The organism is Dankookia sp. P2, assembly GCF_050632255.1.
In the GTDB taxonomy this organism is placed as follows: domain Bacteria; phylum Pseudomonadota; class Alphaproteobacteria; order Acetobacterales; family Acetobacteraceae; genus Paracraurococcus.
This window is the reverse complement of record NZ_CP192581.1, coordinates 3,772,441-3,795,541: the sequence shown is the minus strand read 5'-3', so window position 1 is coordinate 3,795,541 and position 23,101 is coordinate 3,772,441. Positions and strand designations below refer to the sequence as shown.

Below are 23,101 nucleotides of genomic sequence, written 5' to 3'. Positions count from 1 at the left end.
ATGGCGCCCATCCCGACCCGCCTGCTTCCCGGCCGGCCTGACCCGCTGGGAGCAGATTGGGACGGGCTGGGGGTGAACTTCGCCGTCTTCTCGGCGAATGCCGAGCGGATCGACCTCTGCCTCTTCGATCCCTCCGGCCGGCGGGAGGTAGCGCGGCTGCCGCTGCCGGAATGCACGGACGAGGTCTGGCACGGCTACCTGCCAGAAGCCCGGCCGGGCCAGCTCTACGGCTATCGCGCCTACGGCCCTTACGAGCCGCGACGCGGCCATCGCTTCAATCCCCACAAGCTGCTGCTCGACCCCTATGCGCGGCAGTTGCAGGGAGAGGTGCGCTGGTCGGACGTACTGCTCGGCTACCGTCCGGGCGGCGGCCGCACCGACCTATCCTTTGACCGCCGCGACAGCGCACCGGCCATGCCGAAAGGCGTGGTGGTGGATGACAGCTTTGCCTGGGGCGACGACCGCAACCCTTGCACGCCCTGGGACCGCACGGTGATCTACGAGGCGCATGTCCGCGGCCTGACCATGCGGCGGGAGGACATCGCCCCGCGCGAGCGCGGCACGTTCCGCGCCCTGGCCGAGCCCCGCGTTATCGAGCATCTGCAATCGCTCGGCGCCACCGCCATCGAGCTGCTGCCGATCCAGGCCTTCCTGCAGGACCGCTTTCTGGTGGCGAAGGGACTGAAGAATTACTGGGGCTATTCGACCCTCTCCTTCTTCGCGCCGGAGCCGCGCTACCTCATCGAAGCCTGGATGCGGAACGAGCTGAAGGTGGCGGTGCGCCGGCTGCACGGCGCGGGCATCGAAGTGCTGATGGACGTCGTCTATAACCACACCGCCGAGGGTAGCGAGCTTGGCCCGACGCTATCCTGGCGCGGGCTCGACAACGCCTCCTACTACCGCCTCGTCCCGGGCGACGAGCGGCACTGTATCAATGACACCGGTACTGGCAACACGGTGAACCTGTCGCATCCGCGCGTGCTGCAAATGGTGATGGACAGCTTGCGCTACTGGGTCACCGAATACCGCATCGACGGCTTCCGCTTCGACCTCGGCACCATCCTGGGACGGGAGGGCCATGGCTTCGACCCCGGCAGTGGCTTCTTCGACGCGATCCGCCAAGACCCGGTGCTGTCGCGGGTCAAGCTGATCTCGGAGCCCTGGGACATCGGCCCGGGCGGCTATCAGCTCGGCAATCATCCGCCCGGCTTCGCTGAATGGAATGATCGCTTTCGCGACGGCATCCGCCGCTTCTGGCGCGGCGATGGCGGCATGCGGGCGGAGATGGCGGCGCGGCTGACCGGCTCGGCCGAGCTGTTCGACCGGCGCCGACGGCGGCCCTGGGCCAGTGTGGATCACGCCGCGTCGCATGACGGCTACACGCTGCGCGACACCGTCACTTACGAGCAGAAGCACAACCACGCGAACGGGGAGGACAACCGCGACGGCCATGGTGACAACCACAGCCGCAACTGGGGCGTGGAGGGGGAGACCGACGACCCGGCAATCCGCGCGACCCGCCTGGCCGTGCTGCGCGCCATGCTGGTCACCGTCTTCGCTTCCGCCGGCACGCCGATGCTGCTGGCCGGCGACGAGATGCTGCGCACCCAGGGCGGCAACAACAACGCCTACAACCAGGACAACGAGACGAGCTGGGTCGACTGGACCCTGGCGGCGACGCCCGAGGCTGAGGCGCTGCGCCGCTTCACCGAACGCCTCGTTGCGCTCCGTCGGCGGCTGCCGCCGCTCCGGCCGCCCATCTTCCTGCATGGCGCGACGGAACTTCGGCCCGGCCTGAACGACATCTCCTGGTTCGATCAGCATGGAAAGCCGATGACCCCCGAGGCCTGGAACGATCCCGAGGCGCGCACCCTGGCGCTGCGCCGCGCCACCGCGGCCGAGACGGCCAATGCGGGGAGCGTGGACGTCACGCTGCTGCTGCTGAACGCCGATGGCGTCGGCCATGCCTTTGCCCTGCCGCAACCGATGCTGGACTGGCGGCTAATGCTCGACAGCGGGCACCCGGACACCGCCGAACGGCCGGTGCTGGACGAGGCCGTGCCGGTCGCACCGCGTGGCGCCGTGCTGCTCGCGGCGCGGCTGGCATGACCGGCTTCGCGCAGCCGACCCGCTGGGGCGCGACCCTGCTGGACCCGCTGGCCGGGATGCCGCGTACCCATTTCCGTCTTTGGGCGCCCGATGCAGCGCAGGTTATGCTGGAAGTGGAGCAGCATGCACCGCAGGCGATGAACGCGCAGGGCGAGGGCTGGCACGAGGTGGTGGCGCCGGTCGGCCCGGGCGCGCAGTATCGCTTCCGCGTCTCGCCCGAGCTCGCGGTGCCCGACCCCGCCTCCCGCCTCCAGGCCGGGGACGTGCACGACGCCTCCGTCGTGGTCGACCCGCGTGCCTATCGCTGGCAACAAGCGGCGTGGCGCGGCCGGCCCTGGCACGAGGTGGTGCTGTACGAGCTGCATGCCGGCGCGATGGACGGCTTCGCTGGCGTGCAGGCGGCACTGCCGCGACTGAAGGAGCTCGGCGTCACGGCGATCGAGCTGATGCCGATCAACGATTTTCCCGGCGCCCGCAACTGGGGCTATGACGGCGTGCTGCCCTATGCGCCGGACACCACGCTTGGCACGCCGGACGACCTGAAATCGCTGGTCGATGCGGCGCACGGCCTTGGCCTCATGGTCTTCCTCGACGTCGTCTACAACCATTTCGGCCCGGACGGCGCCTATCTGCATGCCTATGCCAAGCCCTTCTTCGACGAGGGCATACACACCCCCTGGGGCGCTGCGATCGACTTCAAGAAGCCGCCCGTGCGCGACTTCTTCGAGGACAATGCGCTGTTCTGGCTGAACGAGTACCGCTTCGACGGGCTGCGCTTCGATGCGGTGCACGCCATTGCCGAGACGGATTGGCTGGACGTGCTGGCGGCCCGCATCCGACGGGAAATCCCAGATCGGCATGTCCACCTGGTGCTGGAGAATGAGCGCAATGGCGCCCGCCACCTGAAGCCCGCCGGCCAGTTCGACGCGCAGTGGAACGATGACGGCCACAACATACTGCACCCGCTGCTGACTGGCGAGCGCGAGGGCTATTACGAGGACTTCGCCCGGGACGGCGCCGCCAAGCTGGCGACCGTGCTCGGGGAAGGCTTCTTGTTCCAGGGTCAGGTGTCGGAGCATCTCGGTGCGCCACGCGGCGAGCCCTCTGCGCAGCTGCCGCCGACCGCCTTCGTGCTGTTCCTGCAGAACCACGATCAGATCGGCAACCGCGCCTTCGGCGAACGCCTGCCGGCCCTGGCCGACCCGCAGGCCCTGGCCGCGGCGACCGCCCTGCTGCTGCTCTCGCCGCAGATCCCCATGCTCTTTATGGGCGAGGAATGGGCGGCGACGGCGCCCTTCCTGTTCTTCACCGACCACAATGCCGAGCTCGCCCCGCTGGTCACCGCCGGCCGGCGCAAGGACTTGCCAATTCGCCGCCTTCCAGGACCCGGCGAAGCGCGAACGCATCCCCGACCCGAATGCGGAAGCCACTTTCCTCGCCTCGATTGCCGATCCGGCCGAGGCCGGGCTGCCGCCGCACGACGCGATGCTCGCCCTGCACCGCCACCTGCTCGCGATCCGCCATGGGAGAATCATCCCGCATCTGCCCGGCGCCGCAGCGCTTGGCGCCGAGGTAATCGGGGAGAAGGCCGTGCTGGCCCGCTGGCGGCTGGGCGATGGCAGCATCCTGACCATCGTCACCAATCTCGGCGCTGATCCGGTGCCCTGCAAAGCGACCGGCGAGACGCTGTTCGAAAACCAGGCCGGCGCGCTCGGCACTGGCCGGCTGCCGGGGCGTTGCACCGTCGCCTTGATCGGCCCGCCGCGGCAGGATGTCGGGGCATGACCGGGGACCAGCATGACCACCGACGACCAGTTGCGCGCCATGGCGGAGGCCGCGGGCATCGCCACGACCTGGCGCGACGTCCATGGTGAGGAAAAATCTGTCGGCCCCGAGACGCTGCGCGCGGTGATGGCCGCGCAGGGCCTGCCTGAGAATGCCGCCGAGGCGCGCGAGGCGCTGCGCGCCCTGGCCGACCACCTGCCGCCGCTGATCACCGCGACCATCGGCCCGGATGGCGTGCATGTCCCGGGCGCCGAGATCGGCCGCCGCTTCCGCCTGGATATCGAGGGCGGCGGCCGCGTCGAGGGCCAGCTGGAACAGGGCTGGGGCGGCGAGGCCCGCCTGCCCGCCATCTCCACTCCCGGCTACCACCGCCTGCACCTGGACGATGCGCATTGCATCGTCGCCGCCGCGCCGTCGCGCTGCGTGACGCTCGACGATCTCGGCGCCTCGGCGCATGGCGGCGTGCTGCCCTGGGCGCTGGCGGCACAGATCTATTCGCTGCGCTCGCCGCGCGACATGGGCATCGGCGATTTCGGCGGTGTTGCCGCGTTGGCCGCATCCGCCGGCCGCCGCGGTTGCGCGGCCATCGCCGTCAGCCCGGCACATGCGCTGTTCTCGGCGGATGTTGGCAAATACGGACCCTACTCGCCTTCCTCCCGCATCTTCTTGAACGTTCTGCACGCCGATCCGGCCGCCGCGCTGGGCAGCCTGCCCGATGATCCCGGCCCGGCCGACGAGCTGATCGACTGGCCCTCGGCCGCGCGGCGCAAGCTTGCCCGGCTGCGCAGGCTGTACGAGGCCGCCGCCGACCATCCCGGCTTCGTCGAGTATCGCAACGAGGCCGGCGCGGCGCTCGAATCGCATGCACGGTTCGAGGCGCTGCACGCGCATCTGCTGGCGCGCGACCCGGCGCTGTGGGGCTGGCGCGACTGGCCGGTGGGATTCGGCACGCCGGACAGTCCCGGCGTCATGCGCTTCGCCCGCGACAACCCGGGCGAGGTCGCCTTCCACGCCTTCTGCCAATGGCTGGCCGATGCCTCCCGCGGCGCCGCCCACCAGGCGGCACGAGAGGCGGGGATGCCGATCGGTCTCATTGCCGACCTGGCGGTCGGCACCGATGGGGGCGGCAGCCATGCCTGGTCGCACCAGCGCGCCATCCTGCCTGACGTGACCGTCGGTGCGCCGCCCGACATCTTCTCCCCGCTCGGGCAGGATTGGGGACTGACCGCCTTCTCTCCGCTGGAGATGAAGGCCGGCGGCTTCGCCGCTTTCCTCGAGCTGGCCCGCGCCGCCTTCCGCCATTCGGGCGGCGTGCGCGTCGATCATGCCATGGGGCTGCAGCGGCTCTGGGTCGTGCCGCGCGGCGCCGGCCCGGGGACGGCGCCTACCTGCAATACCCGATCGACGACCTGGTGCGGCTGCTGGCACTGGAATCGCACCGCCACCGGGCGATCGTCATCGGCGAGGATCTCGGCACCCTGCCGGAAGGCTTTCATGGCCGGATGGAGAAGGCCGGCATCCTTGGCATGAAAGTGCTGTGGTTCGAGCAGGAGCAGGACGGCCGCTTCCGCGACCCACGCCACTGGCCGCGCAACGCCACCGCGATGACCACCACGCATGCACCTGCCGACGGTGGTCGGCTGGTGGCAGGGCCGCGACATCATCTGGCGGGCCGAGCTCGACCGCTTCCCGGATGCCGACACGGCGAAGCGGGAAGACACCAAGCGTGAGCAGGACCGCGCCGGGCTCTGGACCGCCTTCCTCGAAAGCGGCGCTGCCACCGGCGACCGGCCGGGGCCGGAGGAAGCCGAGGCCGTAGTCGATGCCGCCCTGGCCCATATCGGCATGGCCAATTGCGCTCTGGCGGTCCTGCCGCTCGAGGATGCGCTCGCCCTGCCGGAGCAGCCGAACCTGCCCGGCACGATCGACGAGCATCCGAATTGGCGCCGCCGCCCGGCCGGCGACGCCGCGACGATCCTCGACGAGCCCGCCGTATCGCGGCGGCTGGCGCTTTTCGCGCGCGCCAGGCCGCCCGCGCAGGAACCCTGAGCACCCCCGCCGCATTGGCTCCGTTTGTTGAAGCCGGCCCACCGCGCCGGCTGAGCTGACGGAGACCGACCCATGGCGAACCCGCCGCGCGATACAGGCCCGGCGGGCCTTCGCGCCACCGCGCGACTGCAGTTTCACGCCGGCTTCACGCTGGACGATGCAGTGCCGCTGGTGCCCTACCTCGCCCAGCTTGGCATCAGCCATCTCTACGCCTCGCCTGTCCTTAAGGCGCGGCCGGGCTCGATGCACGGCTACGACATCGTCGACCACGGCCAGATCAACCCGGGATTGGGCGGGGAGCCGGCGCTGCGCCGGCTCGTGGCGGCGCTGAAGGAGGCCGGGCTCGGCCTCATCATCGACATCGTGCCGAACCATATGGGCGTCGGCGGGTCCGACAATGCGTGGTGGCTGGATGTCCTCGAATGGGGGCGGCAGAGCCTGTTCGCCAGCTTCTTCGACATCGACTGGGAGCCGCCGGACAGGTCGTTGTCCAACCGCATGCTCGCCCCCTTCCTCGGCGCCCCCTATGGCGAGGTGCTGGAGTCGGGCGACCTGACATTGCAATTCGATGCCGCGGAAGGTCGCTTCCACGCCCAGTATTTCGAGCACCGCTTCCCCATCGCGCCGCAGCACTACCATCACATCCTGCAGGCTGCCGGCGATCCGCAGCTGTCGGATTTCGCGCTGGAGTTCGGACGCATCGGCCTGCACCAGCGCGACCGGCCCCTGGCGCGGGAACAGGCCGCCGCGCTGCGCGCCGCGCTGGGCGCCCGCGCCGCGACGCCGGAAGGCGGCGCCGGCATCGCGCGCGCCCTGGCCGCGCATGACGCGACCACCGAACCGGGCCGCAAGGCGCTGCATCGCCTGCTGGAACGGCAGCATTACCGCCTCGCCTGGTGGCGCGCCGCGGCGGACGAGATCAACTGGCGCCGCTTCTTCGACATCACCTCCCTCGCCGGTCTTCGGGTCGAGCTGCCGGAGGTCTTCGACGCCACGCATGAGCTGGTCCTCAAGCTCTATGCCGAGGGCGCGGTGGACGGCATGCGCATCGACCATGTCGACGGCCTGGCCGATCCGCGCGGCTATTGCCGCAAGCTCTATCGCCGGATGCAGGCGGTGCGACCGGATCGCCAGCCACTGATCTGGGTGGAGAAGATCCTCGCCCCCTTCGAGATCGTTGCGCACCGACTGGTCGGTGGACGGCACCACCGGCTACGACTTCATGGACGAGGTCAGCGGCGTCCTGCACGATCCGGAGGGCGAAGCGCCGCTGACCTCGCTCTGGACCGAGCAGACCCATCGCTCGCCGCTCTTCGAGGAGGAGGCGAAGCAGGCGCGGCGGCAGATCCTGCGCGACAACTTGGCCTCCGAGCTGAACGCCACCTCGGCGGCGCTGAAGCGCGTGGCGATGCGCGACCTGGCGACGCGCGACTTCACCCTGACCGGCCTGCGCCGTGCCCTGACCGAGGTGCTGGTGCATTTCCCGGTCTACCGGCTGTACATCTCGACCGGCGGGCGCAGCGCCGAGGACAAGCGCATCCTCGACTGGGCGCTGGCCGGCGCCCGGCGGACGGTGCGCGCCACCGACCGGCCGCTGATCGACCTGCTGGATGCCTGGCTGGGCGGCGACCCGCCGCGCAGCCTGCCGCCGGTGCTGCGCCGCGAACGCCTGTCCGCCGCCGTGCGCTTCCAGCAGCTCTCGGCCCCGGTCGCGGCGAAGAGCGTCGAGGACACCGCCTTCTATCGCTACGGCCGGCTGATCTCCCGCAACGAGGTCGGCTCCGACCCCGCCCGCTTCGCCGTCACCCCGGCCGGCTTCCACGGCGCGGCCCGGGCGCGGGCGAAGAACTTCCCGCGCGCCCTGCTGGCGACCGCCACCCATGACCACAAGCGTGGCGAGGATGTCCGCGCCCGACTGGCCGCGCTGTCCGAGCTGCATGGCGAATGGACCGCCGCAGTGCAGCGCTGGTCGCGGCTGAACGCACCGTTGCGGAAGGACCTGCCCGACGGCGCCGCGCCGGGAATGAGCGCGCAGCTCATGCTCTACCAGACCCTGGTCGGCGCCTGGCCGCTCGGTCTGGCGCCGGAGGACGAGGCGGGGGTCGCCGCCTTCCTGGAACGGGTCGCTGCTTGGCAGGAGAAGGCGCTGCGCGAGGCCAAGCGGCGCACTGAATGGGCGGTGCCGAATGCCGAATACGAGGCCGCCTGCCAGGAATTCATCACCGCCATCATGGCGCCTGACCGCGCCAGCCACATGCGGGAGGAGATCGCCGCCTTCGCCGCCCGCATCTCCCCCGCAGGAGCCGTCAACGGCCTGTCGCAGGCGCTGCTTCGCTGCACCGCGCCGGGTGTGCCGGACCTCTACCAGGGTACCGAGTTCTGGGATTTCTCGCTGGTCGATCCGGACAACCGCCGGCCGGTCGATTGGGCGGCGCGGCGCGAGGCGCTCGAGGCCGCCACGCCCCCGGCGGAGTTGCTGCAGCACTGGCAGGACGGCCGGGTGAAGCAGGCGGTCATCGCGCGTGCCCTGGCATCGCGCGCGTCGCAACCAGACCTGTTCGCCGAGGGCGACTACCAGCCCGTGACGGTCGAGGGGCCGCTCGCGCAGCGCTGTCCTCGCCTTCCTCCGCAACCGCCGCGGCGCGGCCGCGCTGGCCGTTGTCACTCGTCTGCCTGCAACCGCGCTGAAGGATTCGTCGTTTCCGCTGCTGCCGGCGGCGGAATGGAGCGGAACCGATCTCCGCCTGCCGGCTTCTTTGAAGGCACGGCACTGGCGGGAAGGCGCTGACCGGGGAGGGTCTGCGCGCCCATGGCGACCGCCTGCCCGTCGGGCAGGTTCTCGCCAAGCTTCCGGTGGCCTTGCTGGAGGTGGGATGAGTCGCATCGTCGTCGTCTCCAACCGCGTGCCGGTGCCGCAGGGCAATGCCGGCCAGGCCGGAGGGCTGGCGGTTGCGCTTCTCGGGCTGATGCAGCGCCGCGGCGGGCTCTGGTTCGGCTGGAGCGGCGCAGATCACCGAGGCCGCCGGCCCGCCCGGTCTCACCCAGCGTGGCGGCGTCGGCTACGCCACCATCGACCTGACCGAGGCGGAGCACCGCGGCTACTACACTGGTTACAGCAATGGCGTGCTCTGGCCGATGCTGCACAGCCTGCCGCATCTGATGTCCTTCCGCCGGCAGGACCTCGACGTCTATCGCAAGGTGAATCGGCGTTTCGCCGACAACTTAGTGCCGCTGCTGCGGCCGGATGACCGCATCTGGGTGCATGACTATCACCTGATGTCGCTGCCCGGTGCTCTGCGCCAGCGCGGTGTCCTGGGGCCGACCGGCTTCTTCCTGCATGTCCCCTTCCCGGCGCCGGAAGCCGCCGCCGTGGCGCCTGGCATCCGCGGCCTGGTACAGGATGTGCTGGCTTGCGACCTGCTGGGCTTCCAGACCGCCACGGACCGCGACAATTTCGCGGCCACTGCGGTCGGCTTCGCCGGCGCGGTGCGGACCGACGAGCACTTCGTCAAGCTCGGTGGCCGGCCGGTACGGCTCGGGATCTTCCCGGCCGAGATTGCCGCCCCGGAGTTCGCCGCCACCGCTGCGGCGCAGGCGGAAACCGAACCCTACCGGCTGCTGGCGCGCTCGGTGCGCGGTCGAGGCGCTGCTGCTGGGCGTCGATCGGCTGGACCCGACCAAGGGCCTGCCGGAACGGCTGGAGGCCTTCCGCCGCGTCGTTGCCCGCCGGACCGCGCGCAGCTTGACCATGCTGCAGATCGCCGCTCCCTCGCGCGAAGACGTGGCGGCCTACCGCCGGCTGCGGCAGGAAATCGACTCGGCCGCCGGTGCCATCAACAGCGAATTCGGCGAGCCCGACTGGACTCCGCTGCGCCTGCTGGCCCGGCCGCAGACCCGCGACACGGTGGCCGGCTTCATGCGCCAGGCCCGGGTCGGCATCGTCACGCCGATCCGCGACGGCATGAACCTGGTCGCCAAGGAATACATTGCCGCGCAGGACCCGGCCGATCCGGGCGTGCTTGTGCTGTCCCGCTTCGCCGGCGCAGCGGCGCAGTTAGAACTCAGCGCTGCTGGTCAACCCGCACGACGCGGAAGGCATGGCGGAGGCGATCTGCGCCGCGCTCGACATGCCGCTGGCGGAGCGCCGAGATCCGCTGGCAGGCCGCCTGGGCGGCGATCGCCGGCGCCCTCGCCCGAGGGCTGGGGGCAGGATTTCCTGCGCGCCCTGGCGCCGGAGACGCTGGACCGGATGCCCATGGCCGGCACGGCCTGAACCGGGCCGCCGGGACGGCGCTGCCGCCCGGACCAGGGCCCGAAGGCTGTTTGCGCCGCGGCACGGCCAGCGGCATTCTCCCGCCGCGAATGGCAGGGAGTCCGGCGATGTCCGAATACGATCTGGTGGTGCGCGGCGGCGAGGTAGCGACTGGCTTCGGCACGGCGCGCTGCGACATCGGCATCCGGGGCGGCCGCATCGTGGCGCTGGCGGAGCGCATCGAGGGCGGCGCCTCGACGCTCGATGCCGGCGGCCTGCTGGTGCTGCCCGGCGGCGTCGACAGCCACTGCCATATCGAGGAGCCCTCCCGCGGCGGCTATGTCAGCACCGCCGGCGTCCCGCCGGTGACGGTGAACGAGGAGAGCTTCCTCACGGCCAGCAATTCGGCCTTCGCAGGGGGCACCACCTCGGTCGTCTGCTTCGCTGCCGCAATGGAAGGGCGAGGGGCATCTTGCCGCGCCTGGCCGACTACGAGCAGCGCGCCGCGCGCGGGATGCTGGACTACAGCTTCCACCAGATCATCACCGACCCGACCGAGGAGGTGCTGGAGCGCGAGGTGCCGCAGATCGTGGCGAAGGGCATCCGCAGCCTGAAGGTCTTCTCTGACCTACAAGCCGCTGCACCTGTCGGACGAGGAGTACATCAAGGTGTTGGTGACGGCGCGGCGGAACGGCTGCCTGGTCACCGTACACTGCGAGAACTATGCCGCCATCAAGTGGCGCCACCGAGGGCGCTGCTGAAGGCCGGCATGACCGCGCCGAAATACCATGCCTGGTCGCGCCCGGGCATCGTCGAGCGGGAGGCGACGCATCGCGCCATCGCCCTGGCCGAACTGGTGGACCAGCCAATCCAGGTCTTCCACGTCTCCTGCGCCGAGGCGGCAGAGGAGATCGCCCGGGCACAGCATCGCGGCCTGAAGGTCTGGGGCGAGACCTGCCCGCAATACCTGACCCTGACCGGCGCCGACATGGACCGGCCGGGCTTCGAAGGGGCAGCCTTCATGTGCAGCCCCTCCCCCGCACCACCGAAGATCACGGGCGGGTCTGGGAGATGATCCGGCGCGGCACGCTCGACGTGGTCTCCTCAGACCATTGCGGCTTCTCGATGGGCGGCGACCATGGCAAGGCCTCGGCCGGGCGGGATGCGAGCTTCGACGCCATCCCGAACGGCATCCCGGGCCTCGCCGCGCGGCTGCCGATCCTGTTCAGCGAAGGCGTCTCGAAGGGCCGCATCACGCTCGACGACTTCGTCCGGCTGAGCGCGACCAACCCGGCCCGGCTGATGGGGCTGGCGCCCCGCAAGGGCATGATCGCAATTGGCGCAGATGCCGACCTGGCGCTGTGGGACCCAAAGAAGAAGGTCACCATCACCAACCGGCTGATGCAGCACGCCATCGACTACACTCCGTACGAAGGCATGGAGGTGACCGGCTGGCCGGTGGCGACGGTCCGCCGCGGGGCGGTGGTGATGCGCGACGGCGTGGTGCAGGCGGAACCCGGCACTGGCCAATCCTGCCGCGCAGCCCCTATGCGATGGCGACCCCGCGCGGCGTGCTGGCCAACGGCTTCGACGCGGCGCCGGCGCCGGCGCAGGGCTGACGCCGGAACCGGGCAGCGGGTCGGGCGCTGAGGCGTCATGCCGCGCATGCCTTCCCTGGTCGCGGCGGGGATGCTTGGGCTCCTCGCCGCCTGTGCCGACAGCCGCACCCCGCAGGCCTTCGACAAGCGCATGACCGGCTTTGTCGGCCGTCCGGAGGCCGAGCTTGGTCGCCGGACTCGGCGTGCCGAGCCGAAGCTATGAGGCCGATGGCCGCCGCCTGCTGCAATGGGACTTCCTGCAGCCGAGCACGACGCCGGCGGTCTATCCCAGCATCGGGCTTGGCTTCGGCGGTTTCGGCTTCGGCCGGAGCGGCGGCAGCGGGGTGGGGGTGGGCACCGGGCTCGGCTTCGGCCCGCTTGGTGGTGGCGGGACGCCGCAGGGGTGCTCGGTCGTGTTCGAGACGCGGCAGGGCACGGTGCAGGGCTTCACCCGCAACGGGCCCGGCTGCATCGCCTAACCGTCTTCGACCACAGCCCGCCCGGTTACGAAACGCCAGTGGTGCCAGAGCAGGCGCGCCGCCAGCGACCGCCAGGGTGCCCATCGCTCCGCCGTCGTCACCAGCGCCTTCGGCCCCGGCCGTGCCTCAAGCCCCAGCAGATGCGCGGCACTCGCGGCCAGGGCCGCGTCCCCGGGTGGGAAGATATCGGGCCGCTGCTCGGCAAAGAGCAGGTGGATCGCCGCCGACCATGGCCCCAACCCCTTCACCGCGGCGATATGTGCCAGCGCCTCGGCATCCGGCATGCCGGGCAGCGCGACGAAATCCAGCCGCCCCTCGACGCAGGCGGTGGCGAGCGAGCGGGCATGCGCCGCCTTCGGCCGCGACAGGCCGGCGACGCCGCAAAGCGTCGCATCGTCCATCGCCAGCAACCCGGCCGGCTCCAGCGCCCCCGGCAGGGCCGAGAACCGCTTCCAGATCGCCGCGGCCGCCTGGTTGCTGATCTGCTGGCCGCAGATCGCCCGCAGCAGGCCGGGGAAGCCGGGCTGCCGCACCCGCCAGGCCAGCGGCCCGGCCGCGGCCTCGACCGCTGCGAAGCGCGGATCGGCCGCGACCAGCGCGGCGATGCCGGCGCGGGCCCAGGCGGGCGTTGCGGGAAAGGGGGCGGCGGCGGGGTGGTTGGGAAGGGGGGGCCATCCCCGCCGCCGTTTAGAGCATCGGCGCCGGGAGGGGAGGGAGCGGCGCCAACCGCATCCCGAAGCTGGGCTTGCCATGTTGCCGGCGGAAGCCCTGAAGCGTGCCGAATTGCAACCGCCTGCAACAAGGCACGCCCTGGCAACGTCTCGCAACATGGGCGCGCACAAACCACCGCACAAACCGGGCCGGGCGCGCTATGTAACAGCCACGATGGAGCCGCAACCCCATATCCTGGTCGTCGACGACGACCGCGAAATCCGCGACCTTCTCTCGAAATTCCTCGAGCGGCAGGGCATGCGCGTCTCTGCCGCCCGCGACGCGAAGGAAGCCCGCAAGCTCTGGCCGCTCGGCCGCTACCACCTGGTGGTGCTCGACCTGATGCTGCCGGGCGAGAGCGGGCTCGACCTCGCCAAATGGCTCCGCTCCCAGGCCGAGATCCCGATCGTCATGCTGACGGCGATGAGCGAGGAAACCGACCGGATCGTCGGGCTCGAGCTCGGCGCCGACGATTACCTGGGCAAGCCTTTCAACCCGCGCGAGCTGCTGGCCCGCATCCGCGCCGTGCTGCGCCGCGCGAACGGGAGCCGGGTACAGCCAAGGAGCCGCCGGCCAAGGCCATCCGCTTCTCCGGTTGGACGCTGGAGCCGGCCCGCCGCCGCCTGCTGAACCCGGACGGCGCCGAGGTGCCGCTCACCGGCGGCGAGTACAAGCTGCTGCAGGTGCTGGTCGAGCGCCCCAATCGTGTCCTGACCCGGGACATGCTGATGGACCTCCTGCGCGGCCGCCAGGCCGGGCCTTCGACCGGGCGATCGACGTCGCCGTCTCCCGCCTCCGCCGCAAGCTGGAGGATGACGGGCGCAATCCCAGCCTGATCAAGACCGTCCGCGGCGGCGGCTATGTCCTGGCCGCCACGGTCGAAAAGGGTGAACCAGCTTTCCCGATCGGCGCAGGAGGCGCCACCACGCCGCCGCTGGGTGTTCTGGCCGCGCAGCCTGGCCGGCCGCACCGCCCTGGTGCTGCTGCTGGCGCTGACGGTGGTGCAGGCGGCCGGGCTGACCATCCATGCGCTCGACCGGATGGACCTGCAGCGTTTCGCCCAGGCACGGGAGATCTCGCAACGGGCGATCAGCGCCTGGCGCACCGTGCTGCTCGCCCCACCCGACCGCCGGGCGCAGATGCTGGCGGAGATGGGATTGCCCAGCGCCCTGTCGGCGACGCTGGACGACCTGCCGCTGGCCCGGCCGGAACTGCCCCCGATGCCGCCGCCGGTCGTTCGGGCGTTGCGGCTCGACATGCTGGCCAACAGCCCGCCCCGCTTCCGGCCGCGCGAGGTGATCACCGCCTGGATGCCTGGCGGCCCCACCTTCGCGGCCAGCCTTCGCCTGCCAAGCGGCGAATGGCTGAACCTGCACATCAACCTGCTGCCGCCGCGGCCCTGGCATTCCGAAACCTTCCTGATCGCCTTCGCCGCCATGACCCTGGCGGCGGGGCTGCTCATCCTCTGGGCGGTGCGGCGGCTGACCCGGCCGGTGCGGGCGCTGGCCGAAGCGGCCGAGCGGCTGGGCCGCGACGTGAATGCCCCGCCACTGCCGGAAGCTGGGCCGACCGAGGTCGCCACCGCGGCGCATGCCTTCAACACCATGGCGGCACGCATCCGCCGCTTCGTCGGCGACCGCACCCAGATGCTGGCCGCCATCGGCCACGACCTGCGCACCCCGATCACCCGGCTGCGGCTGCGCGCCGAGTTCATGGACGACGACGAGCAACGCCGGAAGATGCTGGCCGACCTCGACGAGATGGAGGCAATGGTGGCGGCGACCCTCGCCTTCGCCCGGGACGAGTCGGCCGCCGAGCCGACCGTCGCGGTCGATATCGCCGCGCTCTGCCGCACCGTGCTGGACGAGGCGGCGGACGGCCATCCGGACCTGGCCGAGGCGATCGCCTATCAGGGGCCGGACCGGCTGGTGGCGCAGGTCCGGCCGGTGGCGATGAAGCGGGCCATCGCCAACCTGGTCGGCAATGCGCTGGCCTACGGCTCGGCGGCGCGGCTCAGCCTTTCGGCGCCCGAGCCGCCGGCGCGCCCGCTGCGGCTGGCGATCGAGGATGACGGGCCGGGCATCCCGCTGGCCGAGTTGGAAGCGGTGTTCCAGCCCTTCCGCCGGCTGGAGGTCAGCCGCAACCGGGAGACCGGCGGGACCGGGCTTGGTCTGCCGATCGCCCGCAACATCTTCCGCGCGCATGGCGGCGACGTGGTGCTGCGGAACCGGTCGGGCGGCGGGCTGGTGGCACTGGCGACGCTGCCCGGTTGAGTCAGGCGGCCGGCGCCATCTCCCGCACCCGGGGAATCACTTCCTCGGCGAAGAGGCGGATCGTCTGGTGTCGCACCGCCTGCGGCACGCCATAGGTGGCGTTGCTGACGACCAGATAGTTGAAGCCGAGGTCGATATAGTCCTGCAGCCGCCGCGCCACCGTCTCCGGCGATCCAACTAGGTTCTGCGCGAGATAGCCGCCGAGGTTTGCGGGGTTCGACAATTGCCGCAGGTTGGCGAACATGCGGTTGAACTGCTCGTAGCCTGGGATATTGCCCCAGGGGCGTGGTCGGACTGGTAGTGCTCGACCTGAAGGGCGAAGCATTTCGGCAGGTATTCCAGTGCCTGGGCCTGCGCCGCCGCATCGGTCTCGGCCACGAAGCATTTGATCGAGATCGGGAAGGCCGCCTCGGTCGGGCGGCCGGCGGCGGCAGTCCGTTCCTTCCATGTCTCCAGAATTCGGCGCAGCAGCTTGTCGGGGTAGCTCGACAGGCAGAGCGGCGGCAGGCCGAGATCGGCCATGATCGCGGCGCTCTCGAGGCTGCCGATGGCCCCGTAGAAGCTCGGCATCCGGCCCTGCAGCGCCGGCCGCAGCACAGTTGGCGCGGACCAGTTGGCGTAGTGGCCTGCATGGGTCACCGGGCCGCCCTGCAGCGCCTTCCGGGTGAACTCCCAGGTTTCGCGGAAGCGGTCGCGGGCGGTTTCCATGCCGATCCCGAAGGCGTCGTATTCCGACTTCGCCGTGCCACGGCCCATCCCGATATGCAGTTCCCCATCGCTCAGCGTCTGCAGCATCGCGACGTCCTCGGCGAAGCGCACCGGGTCGTACCAGGGCAGCACCATGACCGAGGTGCCGAGGCCGAGCCCGGGGCAGGCCGCGGCGATGTGGGAGAGGAAGATCAACGGGTTGGGCTGCGGATAGTAGTCGCTGAAGTGGTGCTCCACCATCCAGGCGGCGTCGTAGCCCAGGCGGTGCAGTAGCTCGGCATCGCCTATCGCCTCGCGGTAGAGCTGGCGGTCGGTGAGACCCTCCTCCCCCACGGCGCCGATCTGGTAGGCGAAGCGTGCGGCGGTTGCCATGCGGACCCTCCAGGGGCGTTCTTGCCGGAACGCTAGGTTTTGCCGCCCCCGGCCGTCAACTGGCGGGCGGCGCCGGGCAGCGCCATACTGCGGCCAAGGGCGGAGGATTCGGCCATGGATTTCGGACGTCTCGGCGTATGGTGCTCGACCGACCGGCTGGACGCGGCGGGGCTGCGCGGCCTGCTGCGCAGCGTCGAGGACAAGCGCTACGGCACCCTGTGGTACCCGGAATCGCGCGGCTATGAATCGGTGGCGCTGGCCGGCTTCCTGCTGGCGAACAGCAGCCGGCTCATCATTGGCAGTTCGATTGCAAATATCTACGCCCGCGACGCCTTCACCGCGCGGCGGGCGCTGGCGACGCTGAACGCGCTGTACGGCGGCCGCTTCGCGCTCGGCCTCGGCGTCTCCCACATCCCGATGGTCGAGGGACTGCGCGGCCACCGCTACGACAAGCCGATCCCCGCCATGCGCGCCTACCTGGACGGCATCGCCAAGGGTGGCGACGCCGCGCTGGAAGGGCCAGTGCTGCTGGCAGCCCTCGGGCCGAAGATGCTGGCGCTGGCGGCGGCGCGGTCGGACGGCGCGGTGCCCTACAACGTGACGCCCGAGCATACGAAGCAGGCGGCGGAGATCCTCGGCCCCGGCAAGGTGCTGGCGGTGGAGCAGAAGGTCTGCGTCGAGACCGACAAGGCCCGCGCCCGGGCGCTCGGGCGGCGCGAGCTCGCGCGCTACATGACGCTGCCGAACTACGTGAACAACTGGCTGCGGCTGGGCTTCGCGGAGGCCGAGCTGGCCGATGGTGGCAGCGACCGCTTCATCGATGCCATGGTGATCTCGGGCGATGCCGAGACGGTGAAGGCTGGGCTGCGCGCACATTTCGCCGCCGGCGCCACCCATGTCTGCATCCAGCCGGTTACCGAGGACGGCGACACTAGGCACCGCGACGCCATGCTGGCGGCGCTAGCCGATACCTGAAGGGGCGAAGACCATGCTGACGCTCGGCTACAAGGCCTCCGCCGAACAATTCGCGCCCTCGAAGCTGCTGGACTATGGCGTGCTGGCGGAACAGGCGGGATTCGATTCCTGCTTCATCTCCGACCACTTCCAGCCCTGGAAGCACACGGACGGGCATGCGCCCAATCTGCTGGTCTGGCTCGGCGCGCTGGGCGCGCGGACGCAGCGGCTGGTGATGGGGACGTCCGTGCTGACGCCGACCTTCCGCTACCATCCCTCGATCGTCGCGCAGGCCTTCGGCACGCTGGGCTCGATGTTCCCCGGCCGCGTCATCCTCGGCATCGGCACCGGGGAGGGGCTGAACGAGGTGCCCTCGACCGGCGCGCCCTGGCCGGGATTCAAGGAACGCTTCGCCCGCATGCGGGAAGCGGTGCAGCTGATGCGGAAGCTCTGGACCGAGGAGCGGGTGAGCTTCGAGGGCCAGTACTACAAGACCGAGAAGGCGACGATCTATGACCGGCCGGAGACGCCGGTGCCGATCTACGTCGCCGCCGCCGGCGCGATGGTGGCGAAATATGCCGGCCGCGGCGGCGACGGCTTCATCTGCACCAGCGGCAAGAAGCCCGAGCTGTACACGGAGACGCTGCTGCCGAACGTCGCCGCGGGGCTGGAAGCCGCCGGCGCGCCGAAGCCGAACTACGACCGGATGATCGAGGTGAAGGTGTCCTTCGACACCGACCGGCAGCGCGCGCTGGAGGATACCCGCCACTGGGCGGCGCTGGCGCTGTCGCCGGAGGAGAAGATGTCGGTCGAGGACCCGGCGGAGATGGAGCGCCTGGCGGATGCCCTGCCGCTCGAGCGCGCCGCGAGCCGCTGGATCGTCTCCAACGACCCGGAGGAGCATGTGGAGCGCATCGGCTATTACGCCGGGCTCGGCTTCAACCACCTGGTCTTCCACGCGCCGGGGCCGGACCAGGCGCGGTTCCTGAGCCTCTATGGGGAGCGGGTGCTGCCCCTGCTGCGCCGCCGCTTCGGGTGAGCGACGCGGTCAGCCTGCTGGCGCTGCCCGGCCTGCCGATGCTGGCGGCGGGCGACGACCTCGGCGCGATCCTGGCGGAGGGGCTGGCGCGCGCCGGCCTTGTCCCACAGCCCGGCGACGTGCTGGCCGTGGCGCAGAAGGTCGTCAGCAAGGCGGAGGGGCGGAGCGTGCCGCTCGCCTCCGTCACGCCCTCCCCGCGCGCCGAGGCGCTGGCCGCGGAGACGGGCAAGGACCCGCGGCTGGTCGAGCTGATCCTGTCGGAGAGCGTCCGCGTGGTGCGGTCGCGGCCGAATCTGATCATCGTCCAACACCGGCTCGGCTTCGTCATGGCGAATGCCGGGATCGACCAGTCCAATGTCGGGGAAGCCGGGCATGCGCTGCTGCTGCCGCTGGACCCGGATGGCAGCGCCGCGGCGCTCTCGGCGCGGCTCGGCCTGCCGGTGGTGATCACCGACAGCTTCGGGCGGGCTTGGCGGCGGGGGACGGTCGGCGTCGCCATCGGCGCAGCGGGGCTGCCGGCGCTGCTCGACCTGCGCGGCCAGCCCGACCTCTTCGGCCGCACGCTGATGGTCAGCATCACCGGCTTCGCCGACGAGATCGCCGCTGCCGCCGGCCTGGTCATGGGCCAGGGTGCGGAGGGGCAGCCGGCGGTGCTGGTGCGCGGGCTGCGCTGGTCGGCGCCGCCGGTGCCGGCCTCCGAGCTAGTGCGCGTGGGCGCGGAGGATTTGTTCCAGTGATCGTGGCGCTTTCGGGCGGCATCGGCGGGGCGAAGCTCGCGCTCGGCCTGTCGCAGGTGCTGCCGCCCGAGGAGCTGCTGGTCGTCGCCAATACCGGCGACGATTTCGAGCATCTCGGCCTGGCCATCTGCCCGGATATCGACACGCTGAGCTATACGCTGGCGGGGCTCGACAACCCGGTGCTGGGCTGGGGCCGGCACGACGAGAGCTGGGCCTTCATGGAGACGCTCGGGGCGCTGGGCGGGCCGGACTGGTTCCGCCTCGGCGACCGCGACCTGGCGCTGCACGTGCTGCGAACGCATCGGCTGCGCGGCGGGGAGACGCTGTCGGCGATCACCGACGATGTCCGCCGCCGCATGGGAATCGGTTCGCGCATCCTGCCGATGAGCGACGATCCGGTGCGGACGCGCATTCGCAGCGACGACGGCTGGATCGACTTCCAGGACTGGTTCGTGTGGCAGCGCGCGGCGCCGGTGGTGCGCGCGCTGGACTTCGCCGGAGCGGCCACGGCGCGGCCGCAGCCGGAGGTGCTGGCGGCGCTGCACGCGGGGCCGCGCGCGGTGGTGATCTGCCCGAGCAACCCCTTCATCAGCATCGAGCCGATCCTGGCGGTGCCGGGGATACGGGACGCCATCGCGGCCTCGGGCGCGCCGGTGATCGCGGTCTCGCCCATCATCGCCGGGCAGGCGGTGAAGGGGCCGACCGCCAAGATGTTCTCGGAACTGGGCGTCGTGCCCTCCGCCGCGGCGGCGGCCGCGCGCTACGGCGACCTGCTGGCCGGCTACGTCATGGAGGAAGGCGACGATGCCAGCGACATCGCGCCACGCGTCTTCCGCGCCGCGACCCTGATGCGGACGCTGGACGACAAGGTGGCGCTGGCCCGTGCCGTGCTGGCCGCGGCGGATGCGCTGTGGTGACGCTCTGGGCGGTGCTGCCGGTGAAGGAGATGGCGGGGTCGAAGCAGCGGCTCTCGCCCCTGCTGTCGCCCGGGGAGCGCGTCGCGCTGATGCGGGTGATGGTGGGGGAGGTGCTGGACGCCTTGCTGCGCGCGCGCGGCCTGGCCGGCGTCGCGGTGGTGACGCTGGATGGCTGGACCACCGAGGAGGCACGGCGCCGCGGCGCGCGGGTGATCACCGCAGGCGCGCGGGACGGGCATACCGGCAGCGTCACCGCGGCGGCGCGTGTGCTGGCGGCGGAGGGTGCTTCCGGCGTGCTGACCATGCCGGGCGACATCCCCGCGGTGACGGCGGCGGAGGTCGAGGCGCTGGTCGCGGCGCATGGCGCGGCGCCGGCCTTCACAATCGCCCCGGCGCATGACGAGAAAGGCTCGAACGGCGTGGTGCTGAGCCCGCCGGGCGCGGTGCCGCTGCGCTTTGGGGAGGACAGCTACTTCCCGCACCTCGCCGCGGCGCGGGCGCAGGGGATCGAGCCGCGCGTGGTGCCGCTGCCCGGCGTGGCGATGGACATCGACCACCCCGAGGACATCGCCATGTTCGCTGGCCTAGACTTGGCCTTCGGCACGCGCACGCTGCGATGGCTGCATGAGTCGGGCGTCCTGACCCGCCTCTGACTCAAGGTGTCCAGAGGCCTTTCGGCCTTTGGCGGGGTGCGCGAGGGGCAGAGCCCCTCGCTACGCGTGTTCCCGCCTGCGTGGCGCCGTCTGCACCACCGGCGCCAGGTCCTCCGCATGGTAGGACTTGTGCCGTTGTCCCTCGGGCGGCGTCCCGTAGAGCGTCGTCCGCTGCTCCGGTCTGCGCCCGATCGAGCGAATAAGCGCCTCCATCGCCTCGGGCGGAAATTCCTGGCCGTGCTGCGTCCCGGCGGCGCGGCTGATGCTTTCGTTCATCAGCGTGCCGCCGAGGTCGTTGGCGCCGGCCTGCAGCGCCAGGGCCGCGCCCTGCGGACCCATCTTCACCCAGCTTGGTCTGGATGCTAGTGATGTGCGGGTGCAGCACCAGACGCGCGACGCTGTGCATCAGCAGCGCCTCGCGGAAGGTCGGGCCCTGCCGGGCTTGACCGCGCAGGTACATCGGCGCTTCCATGTGAACGAAGGGCAGCGGCACGAATTCGGTAAAGCCCCCGGTCTGCGCCTGCAGGTCGCGCAGCACCAGCAGGTGCCGCGCCCAGTTCAGCGGCGTTTCCACATGGCCGAACATGATGGTCGCGGTGGTGCGCAGGCCGAGCGCATGCGCGGCGCGCGCCACGGCAACCCATTCCGCGGTGTTCACCTTGTCCGGGCAGATGATGGCGCGGATCTCGTCATCCAGGATCTCCGCCGCGGTGCCGGGCAGCGTGCCCAGCCCGGCCGATTTCAGCCGCGCCAGGTAATCGCGCAGCGACAGGCCCAGCGTCGCCGCGCCCTGCGTGACCTCCAGCGGGGAGAAGGCGTGGATGTGCATGTCGGGCAGCGCGGAATGGATCGCCCGGCAGATCCCCTCGTAGGTCTCGCCGGTATAGTCGGGGTGGATGCCACCCTGCAGGCAGACCTCGGTCGCGCCGCGGGCCCAGGCCTCCTCGGCACGGCGGACGATCTCGGCATGGTCGAGATCGTAGGCCGGGCCGCGCAACGCCTCATGCGTCTTGCCCTTGCTGAAGGCGCAGAATTTGCAGCGATAGGTGCAGATATTGGTGTAGTTTATGTTGCGGTTGACGACGTAGCGGATGGTCTCGCCCGACATCGCCGCGCGCAGCCGGTCCGCCGCCGCCGCGACATGCGCCTGGTCGGCATCGCGCGCCGCAAACAGCCGCATGATCTCGGGCGCGTCCAGCCGCGCGCCGTCGGTGGCGCGGTCCACCAGGCGGGCCAACGCCGCATCGGCCGCGGCCAGGCGCGGTGCCGGCATGCGCGGCAGCCTGGTCTCGCCCGGCGACCAGTCGTCGCCCCGCGCGAAGCCCTCCGCATCGCTCGCGCGCCGCATCGCCGTGGCGACCGCGGGCGCGCACCAGGTGTCGACCGCGCGGACATACTCGGGATAGGTCGGCAGACGCTGCACCAGCACCTTGCCGGCCTCGGCGGTGCGGGCGGCCAAGTCCTCCAGATGCGGCCAGGGCGCTTCGGGATTCACATGGTCGGGCGTCACCGGGGAGACGCCGCCCCAGTCGTTCAGCCCCGCCGCGACCAGCTTCTGGTAGACGCCGGGCGACAGGTTCGGCGGCGCCTGGATGTTCATCGCGCCGCCCAGCACGATCCGCGCCGCGACGATGGTCCAGAGCAGGTCATCCAGATCCGGCTCCTCCGCCCCCGCCAGCTTGGTGCGCGGCTTGGCGCGGAAGTTCTGGATGATGACTTCCTGGATGTGGCCGTGTTCCACGTGGATCGCCGCGATTTCCCGCAGCGCTTCCAGCCGTTCGGCCCGCGTCTCGCCGATGCCGATCAGGATGCCGGTGGTGAAGGGCACGCGCAGGACGCCTGCCAGCCGCAGCACCTCCAGCCGCGCCTCCGGGTGCTTGTCGGGGCTGCCGTGGTGGACTTGGCCGGGCTCGCAGAGCCGGGCGCTGGCGCTCTCCAGCATGATGCCCTGGCTGGCGGTGACGGCGCGCAGCGCGGCGATCTCGTCGCGGCTCATCACGCCGGGGTTGGCATGCGGCAGCAGGCCGGTCTCCCGCAGCACCAGGTCGCACATGGCGGCGAGGTAGGAGATCGTCGTCTCGTGCCCTAGCGCCGCCAGCGCCTCCCGCGCCTGGCGCCAGCGCAGCTCGGGCTTGTCGCCCAGGGTGAACAGCGCCTCGGTGCAGCCGGCCGCGGCGCCGGCGCGGGCGATCGCCAGCACCTCCTCGGGCGAGAGATAGGCGTCGTGGCCCGGGCGCGGGTTCTCCGCGAAGGTGCAGTAGTGGCAGACGTCGCGGCAGAGCTTCGTGAGCGGGATGAAGACCTTGCGCGAATAGCTGATGACGCGGCCATGCGCCGCGTCGCGCAGCGCTGCCGCTTCCGCCATCAGCGCGTCCAGAGGCATGGCTTCCAGCCGGTCCTGCACCCTTGCTTCCCCCATCACTGGCCTCCATCGTGGGTCAGGCACCGCCCGGATGCAATGCGCG

23 protein-coding genes and 3 pseudogenes are annotated in these 23,101 nt (G+C 71.1%); 22 read left to right on the top strand and 4 right to left on the bottom strand.

What is annotated here, in order from left to right:
• The 15 genes and pseudogenes from glgX (at position 1) to ACQ86J_RS22270 (ending at position 12,272) form a co-directional block, all read left to right on the top strand.
• Positions 1-2,109, top strand: coding sequence for a glycogen debranching protein GlgX (gene glgX / locus ACQ86J_RS22340; RefSeq protein ID WP_431267264.1), 2,109 nt, complete (start codon positions 1-3; stop codon positions 2,107-2,109).
• The gene (gene treZ / locus ACQ86J_RS22335; RefSeq protein WP_431267263.1) at positions 2,106-3,764 is read left to right on the top strand and encodes a malto-oligosyltrehalose trehalohydrolase; all 1,659 of its coding nucleotides are present in this window, start codon (positions 2,106-2,108) and stop codon (positions 3,762-3,764) included. Before glgX ends, treZ begins: the two co-directional genes overlap by 4 nt.
• Positions 3,652-3,894, top strand: a complete 243-nt coding sequence (locus ACQ86J_RS22330; protein ID WP_431272495.1) for a DUF3459 domain-containing protein — start codon at positions 3,652-3,654, stop codon at positions 3,892-3,894. Before treZ ends, ACQ86J_RS22330 begins: the two co-directional genes overlap by 113 nt.
• Positions 3,895-3,906: 12 nt before the next feature.
• Complete coding sequence (locus ACQ86J_RS22325) at positions 3,907-5,424, top strand: 4-alpha-glucanotransferase (RefSeq protein ID WP_431267262.1); 1,518 nt, start codon at positions 3,907-3,909, stop codon at positions 5,422-5,424.
• Positions 5,307-5,624 carry a 4-alpha-glucanotransferase gene (locus ACQ86J_RS22320; protein ID WP_431267261.1) on the top strand — a complete coding sequence of 106 codons (318 nt, stop codon included), beginning with the start codon at positions 5,307-5,309 and terminating at the stop codon, positions 5,622-5,624. Before ACQ86J_RS22325 ends, ACQ86J_RS22320 begins: the two co-directional genes overlap by 118 nt.
• Positions 5,527-5,943 (top strand): 4-alpha-glucanotransferase, encoded by a 417-nt coding sequence (locus ACQ86J_RS22315; RefSeq protein WP_431267260.1) that lies wholly within the window; start codon positions 5,527-5,529, stop codon positions 5,941-5,943. Before ACQ86J_RS22320 ends, ACQ86J_RS22315 begins: the two co-directional genes overlap by 98 nt.
• Before the next feature lie 72 nt (positions 5,944-6,015).
• Positions 6,016-6,264: pseudogene (locus tag ACQ86J_RS22310) on the top strand (alpha-amylase family glycosyl hydrolase); the annotation flags it as partial.
• Positions 6,265-7,120: 856 nt separating this feature from the next.
• Complete coding sequence (gene treY / locus ACQ86J_RS22305) at positions 7,121-8,731, top strand: malto-oligosyltrehalose synthase (RefSeq protein WP_431267259.1); 1,611 nt, start codon at positions 7,121-7,123, stop codon at positions 8,729-8,731.
• A gap of 335 nt (positions 8,732-9,066) precedes the next feature.
• Positions 9,067-9,480, top strand: a pseudogene (locus ACQ86J_RS22300) (trehalose-6-phosphate synthase); the annotation flags it as partial.
• The gene (locus ACQ86J_RS22295; RefSeq protein WP_431267258.1) at positions 9,461-10,216 is read left to right on the top strand and encodes a trehalose-6-phosphate synthase; all 756 of its coding nucleotides are present in this window, start codon (positions 9,461-9,463) and stop codon (positions 10,214-10,216) included. The pseudogene ACQ86J_RS22300 and the gene ACQ86J_RS22295, both read left to right, overlap by 20 nt.
• Positions 10,217-10,323: 107 nt before the next feature.
• Positions 10,324-10,809, top strand: a complete 486-nt coding sequence (locus ACQ86J_RS22290) for a hypothetical protein (RefSeq protein ID WP_431272731.1) — start codon at positions 10,324-10,326, stop codon at positions 10,807-10,809.
• Positions 10,710-11,270, top strand: coding sequence for a hypothetical protein (locus tag ACQ86J_RS22285; protein ID WP_431272730.1), 561 nt, complete (start codon positions 10,710-10,712; stop codon positions 11,268-11,270). The genes ACQ86J_RS22290 and ACQ86J_RS22285 overlap by 100 nt, the downstream gene beginning before the upstream one ends.
• The gene (locus ACQ86J_RS22280; RefSeq protein WP_431267257.1) at positions 11,267-11,845 is read left to right on the top strand and encodes an amidohydrolase family protein; all 579 of its coding nucleotides are present in this window, start codon (positions 11,267-11,269) and stop codon (positions 11,843-11,845) included. The genes ACQ86J_RS22285 and ACQ86J_RS22280 overlap by 4 nt, the downstream gene beginning before the upstream one ends.
• Positions 11,846-11,860: 15 nt before the next feature.
• On the top strand, positions 11,861-12,016 hold the full coding sequence (locus tag ACQ86J_RS22275) for a hypothetical protein (RefSeq protein ID WP_431267256.1): 156 nt from the start codon (positions 11,861-11,863) through the stop codon (positions 12,014-12,016).
• Entirely contained in the window at positions 11,979-12,272 is a 294-nt protein-coding gene (locus ACQ86J_RS22270) for a hypothetical protein (RefSeq protein WP_431267255.1), read from the top strand. Before ACQ86J_RS22275 ends, ACQ86J_RS22270 begins: the two co-directional genes overlap by 38 nt.
• Here ACQ86J_RS22270 and ACQ86J_RS22265 read toward each other — a convergent pair.
• A complete protein-coding gene (locus ACQ86J_RS22265; RefSeq protein ID WP_431267254.1) occupies positions 12,269-12,805 on the bottom strand; it encodes a DNA-3-methyladenine glycosylase family protein in 537 nt (178 codons plus the stop codon). The genes ACQ86J_RS22270 and ACQ86J_RS22265 overlap by 4 nt on opposite strands.
• 352 nt (positions 12,806-13,157) lie before the next feature.
• On the opposite strand from ACQ86J_RS22265, the pseudogene ACQ86J_RS22260 reads away from it, so the two are divergent.
• Positions 13,158-13,869: pseudogene (locus ACQ86J_RS22260) on the top strand (response regulator); the annotation flags it as partial.
• Position 13,870: 1 nt separating this feature from the next.
• Entirely contained in the window at positions 13,871-15,256 is a 1,386-nt protein-coding gene (locus ACQ86J_RS22255; RefSeq protein WP_431267253.1) for an ATP-binding protein, read from the top strand.
• A 1-nt stretch (position 15,257) separates the two neighbouring features.
• Here the strand turns inward: ACQ86J_RS22255 and ACQ86J_RS22250 are convergent, their stop codons facing one another.
• Both ACQ86J_RS22250 and ACQ86J_RS22245 read right to left on the bottom strand, forming a co-directional pair.
• Entirely contained in the window at positions 15,258-15,500 is a 243-nt protein-coding gene (locus tag ACQ86J_RS22250) for a hypothetical protein (RefSeq protein ID WP_431267252.1), read from the bottom strand.
• Positions 15,434-16,336, bottom strand: coding sequence for an LLM class flavin-dependent oxidoreductase (locus ACQ86J_RS22245; protein ID WP_431267251.1), 903 nt, complete (start codon positions 16,334-16,336; stop codon positions 15,434-15,436). Before ACQ86J_RS22245 ends, ACQ86J_RS22250 begins: the two co-directional genes overlap by 67 nt.
• A gap of 114 nt (positions 16,337-16,450) precedes the next feature.
• On the opposite strand from ACQ86J_RS22245, the gene ACQ86J_RS22240 reads away from it, so the two are divergent.
• Genes ACQ86J_RS22240 through cofC form a run of 5 tightly spaced genes read left to right on the top strand, consistent with a single transcriptional unit; the run spans position 16,451 to position 20,636 of the window.
• Positions 16,451-17,311 carry a TIGR03620 family F420-dependent LLM class oxidoreductase gene (locus tag ACQ86J_RS22240; protein ID WP_431267250.1) on the top strand — a complete coding sequence of 287 codons (861 nt, stop codon included), beginning with the start codon at positions 16,451-16,453 and terminating at the stop codon, positions 17,309-17,311.
• 13 nt (positions 17,312-17,324) lie between these two features.
• Positions 17,325-18,329, top strand: a complete 1,005-nt coding sequence (fgd, locus tag ACQ86J_RS22235) for a glucose-6-phosphate dehydrogenase (coenzyme-F420) (RefSeq protein WP_431267249.1) — start codon at positions 17,325-17,327, stop codon at positions 18,327-18,329.
• Complete coding sequence (gene cofE / locus ACQ86J_RS22230) at positions 18,326-19,066, top strand: coenzyme F420-0:L-glutamate ligase (protein ID WP_431267248.1); 741 nt, start codon at positions 18,326-18,328, stop codon at positions 19,064-19,066. The genes fgd and cofE overlap by 4 nt, the downstream gene beginning before the upstream one ends.
• Positions 19,063-19,983 carry a 2-phospho-L-lactate transferase gene (gene cofD / locus ACQ86J_RS22225; RefSeq protein WP_431267247.1) on the top strand — a complete coding sequence of 307 codons (921 nt, stop codon included), beginning with the start codon at positions 19,063-19,065 and terminating at the stop codon, positions 19,981-19,983. The genes cofE and cofD overlap by 4 nt, the downstream gene beginning before the upstream one ends.
• Complete coding sequence (cofC, locus tag ACQ86J_RS22220; RefSeq protein WP_431267246.1) at positions 19,980-20,636, top strand: 2-phospho-L-lactate guanylyltransferase; 657 nt, start codon at positions 19,980-19,982, stop codon at positions 20,634-20,636. Before cofD ends, cofC begins: the two co-directional genes overlap by 4 nt.
• 1 nt (position 20,637) lies before the next feature.
• On the opposite strand, the gene cofG is transcribed toward cofC, so the two are convergent.
• Positions 20,638-23,055, bottom strand: coding sequence for a 7,8-didemethyl-8-hydroxy-5-deazariboflavin synthase CofG (cofG, locus tag ACQ86J_RS22215; protein ID WP_431267245.1), 2,418 nt, complete (start codon positions 23,053-23,055; stop codon positions 20,638-20,640).
• Positions 23,056-23,101: the final 46 nt, after the last annotated feature.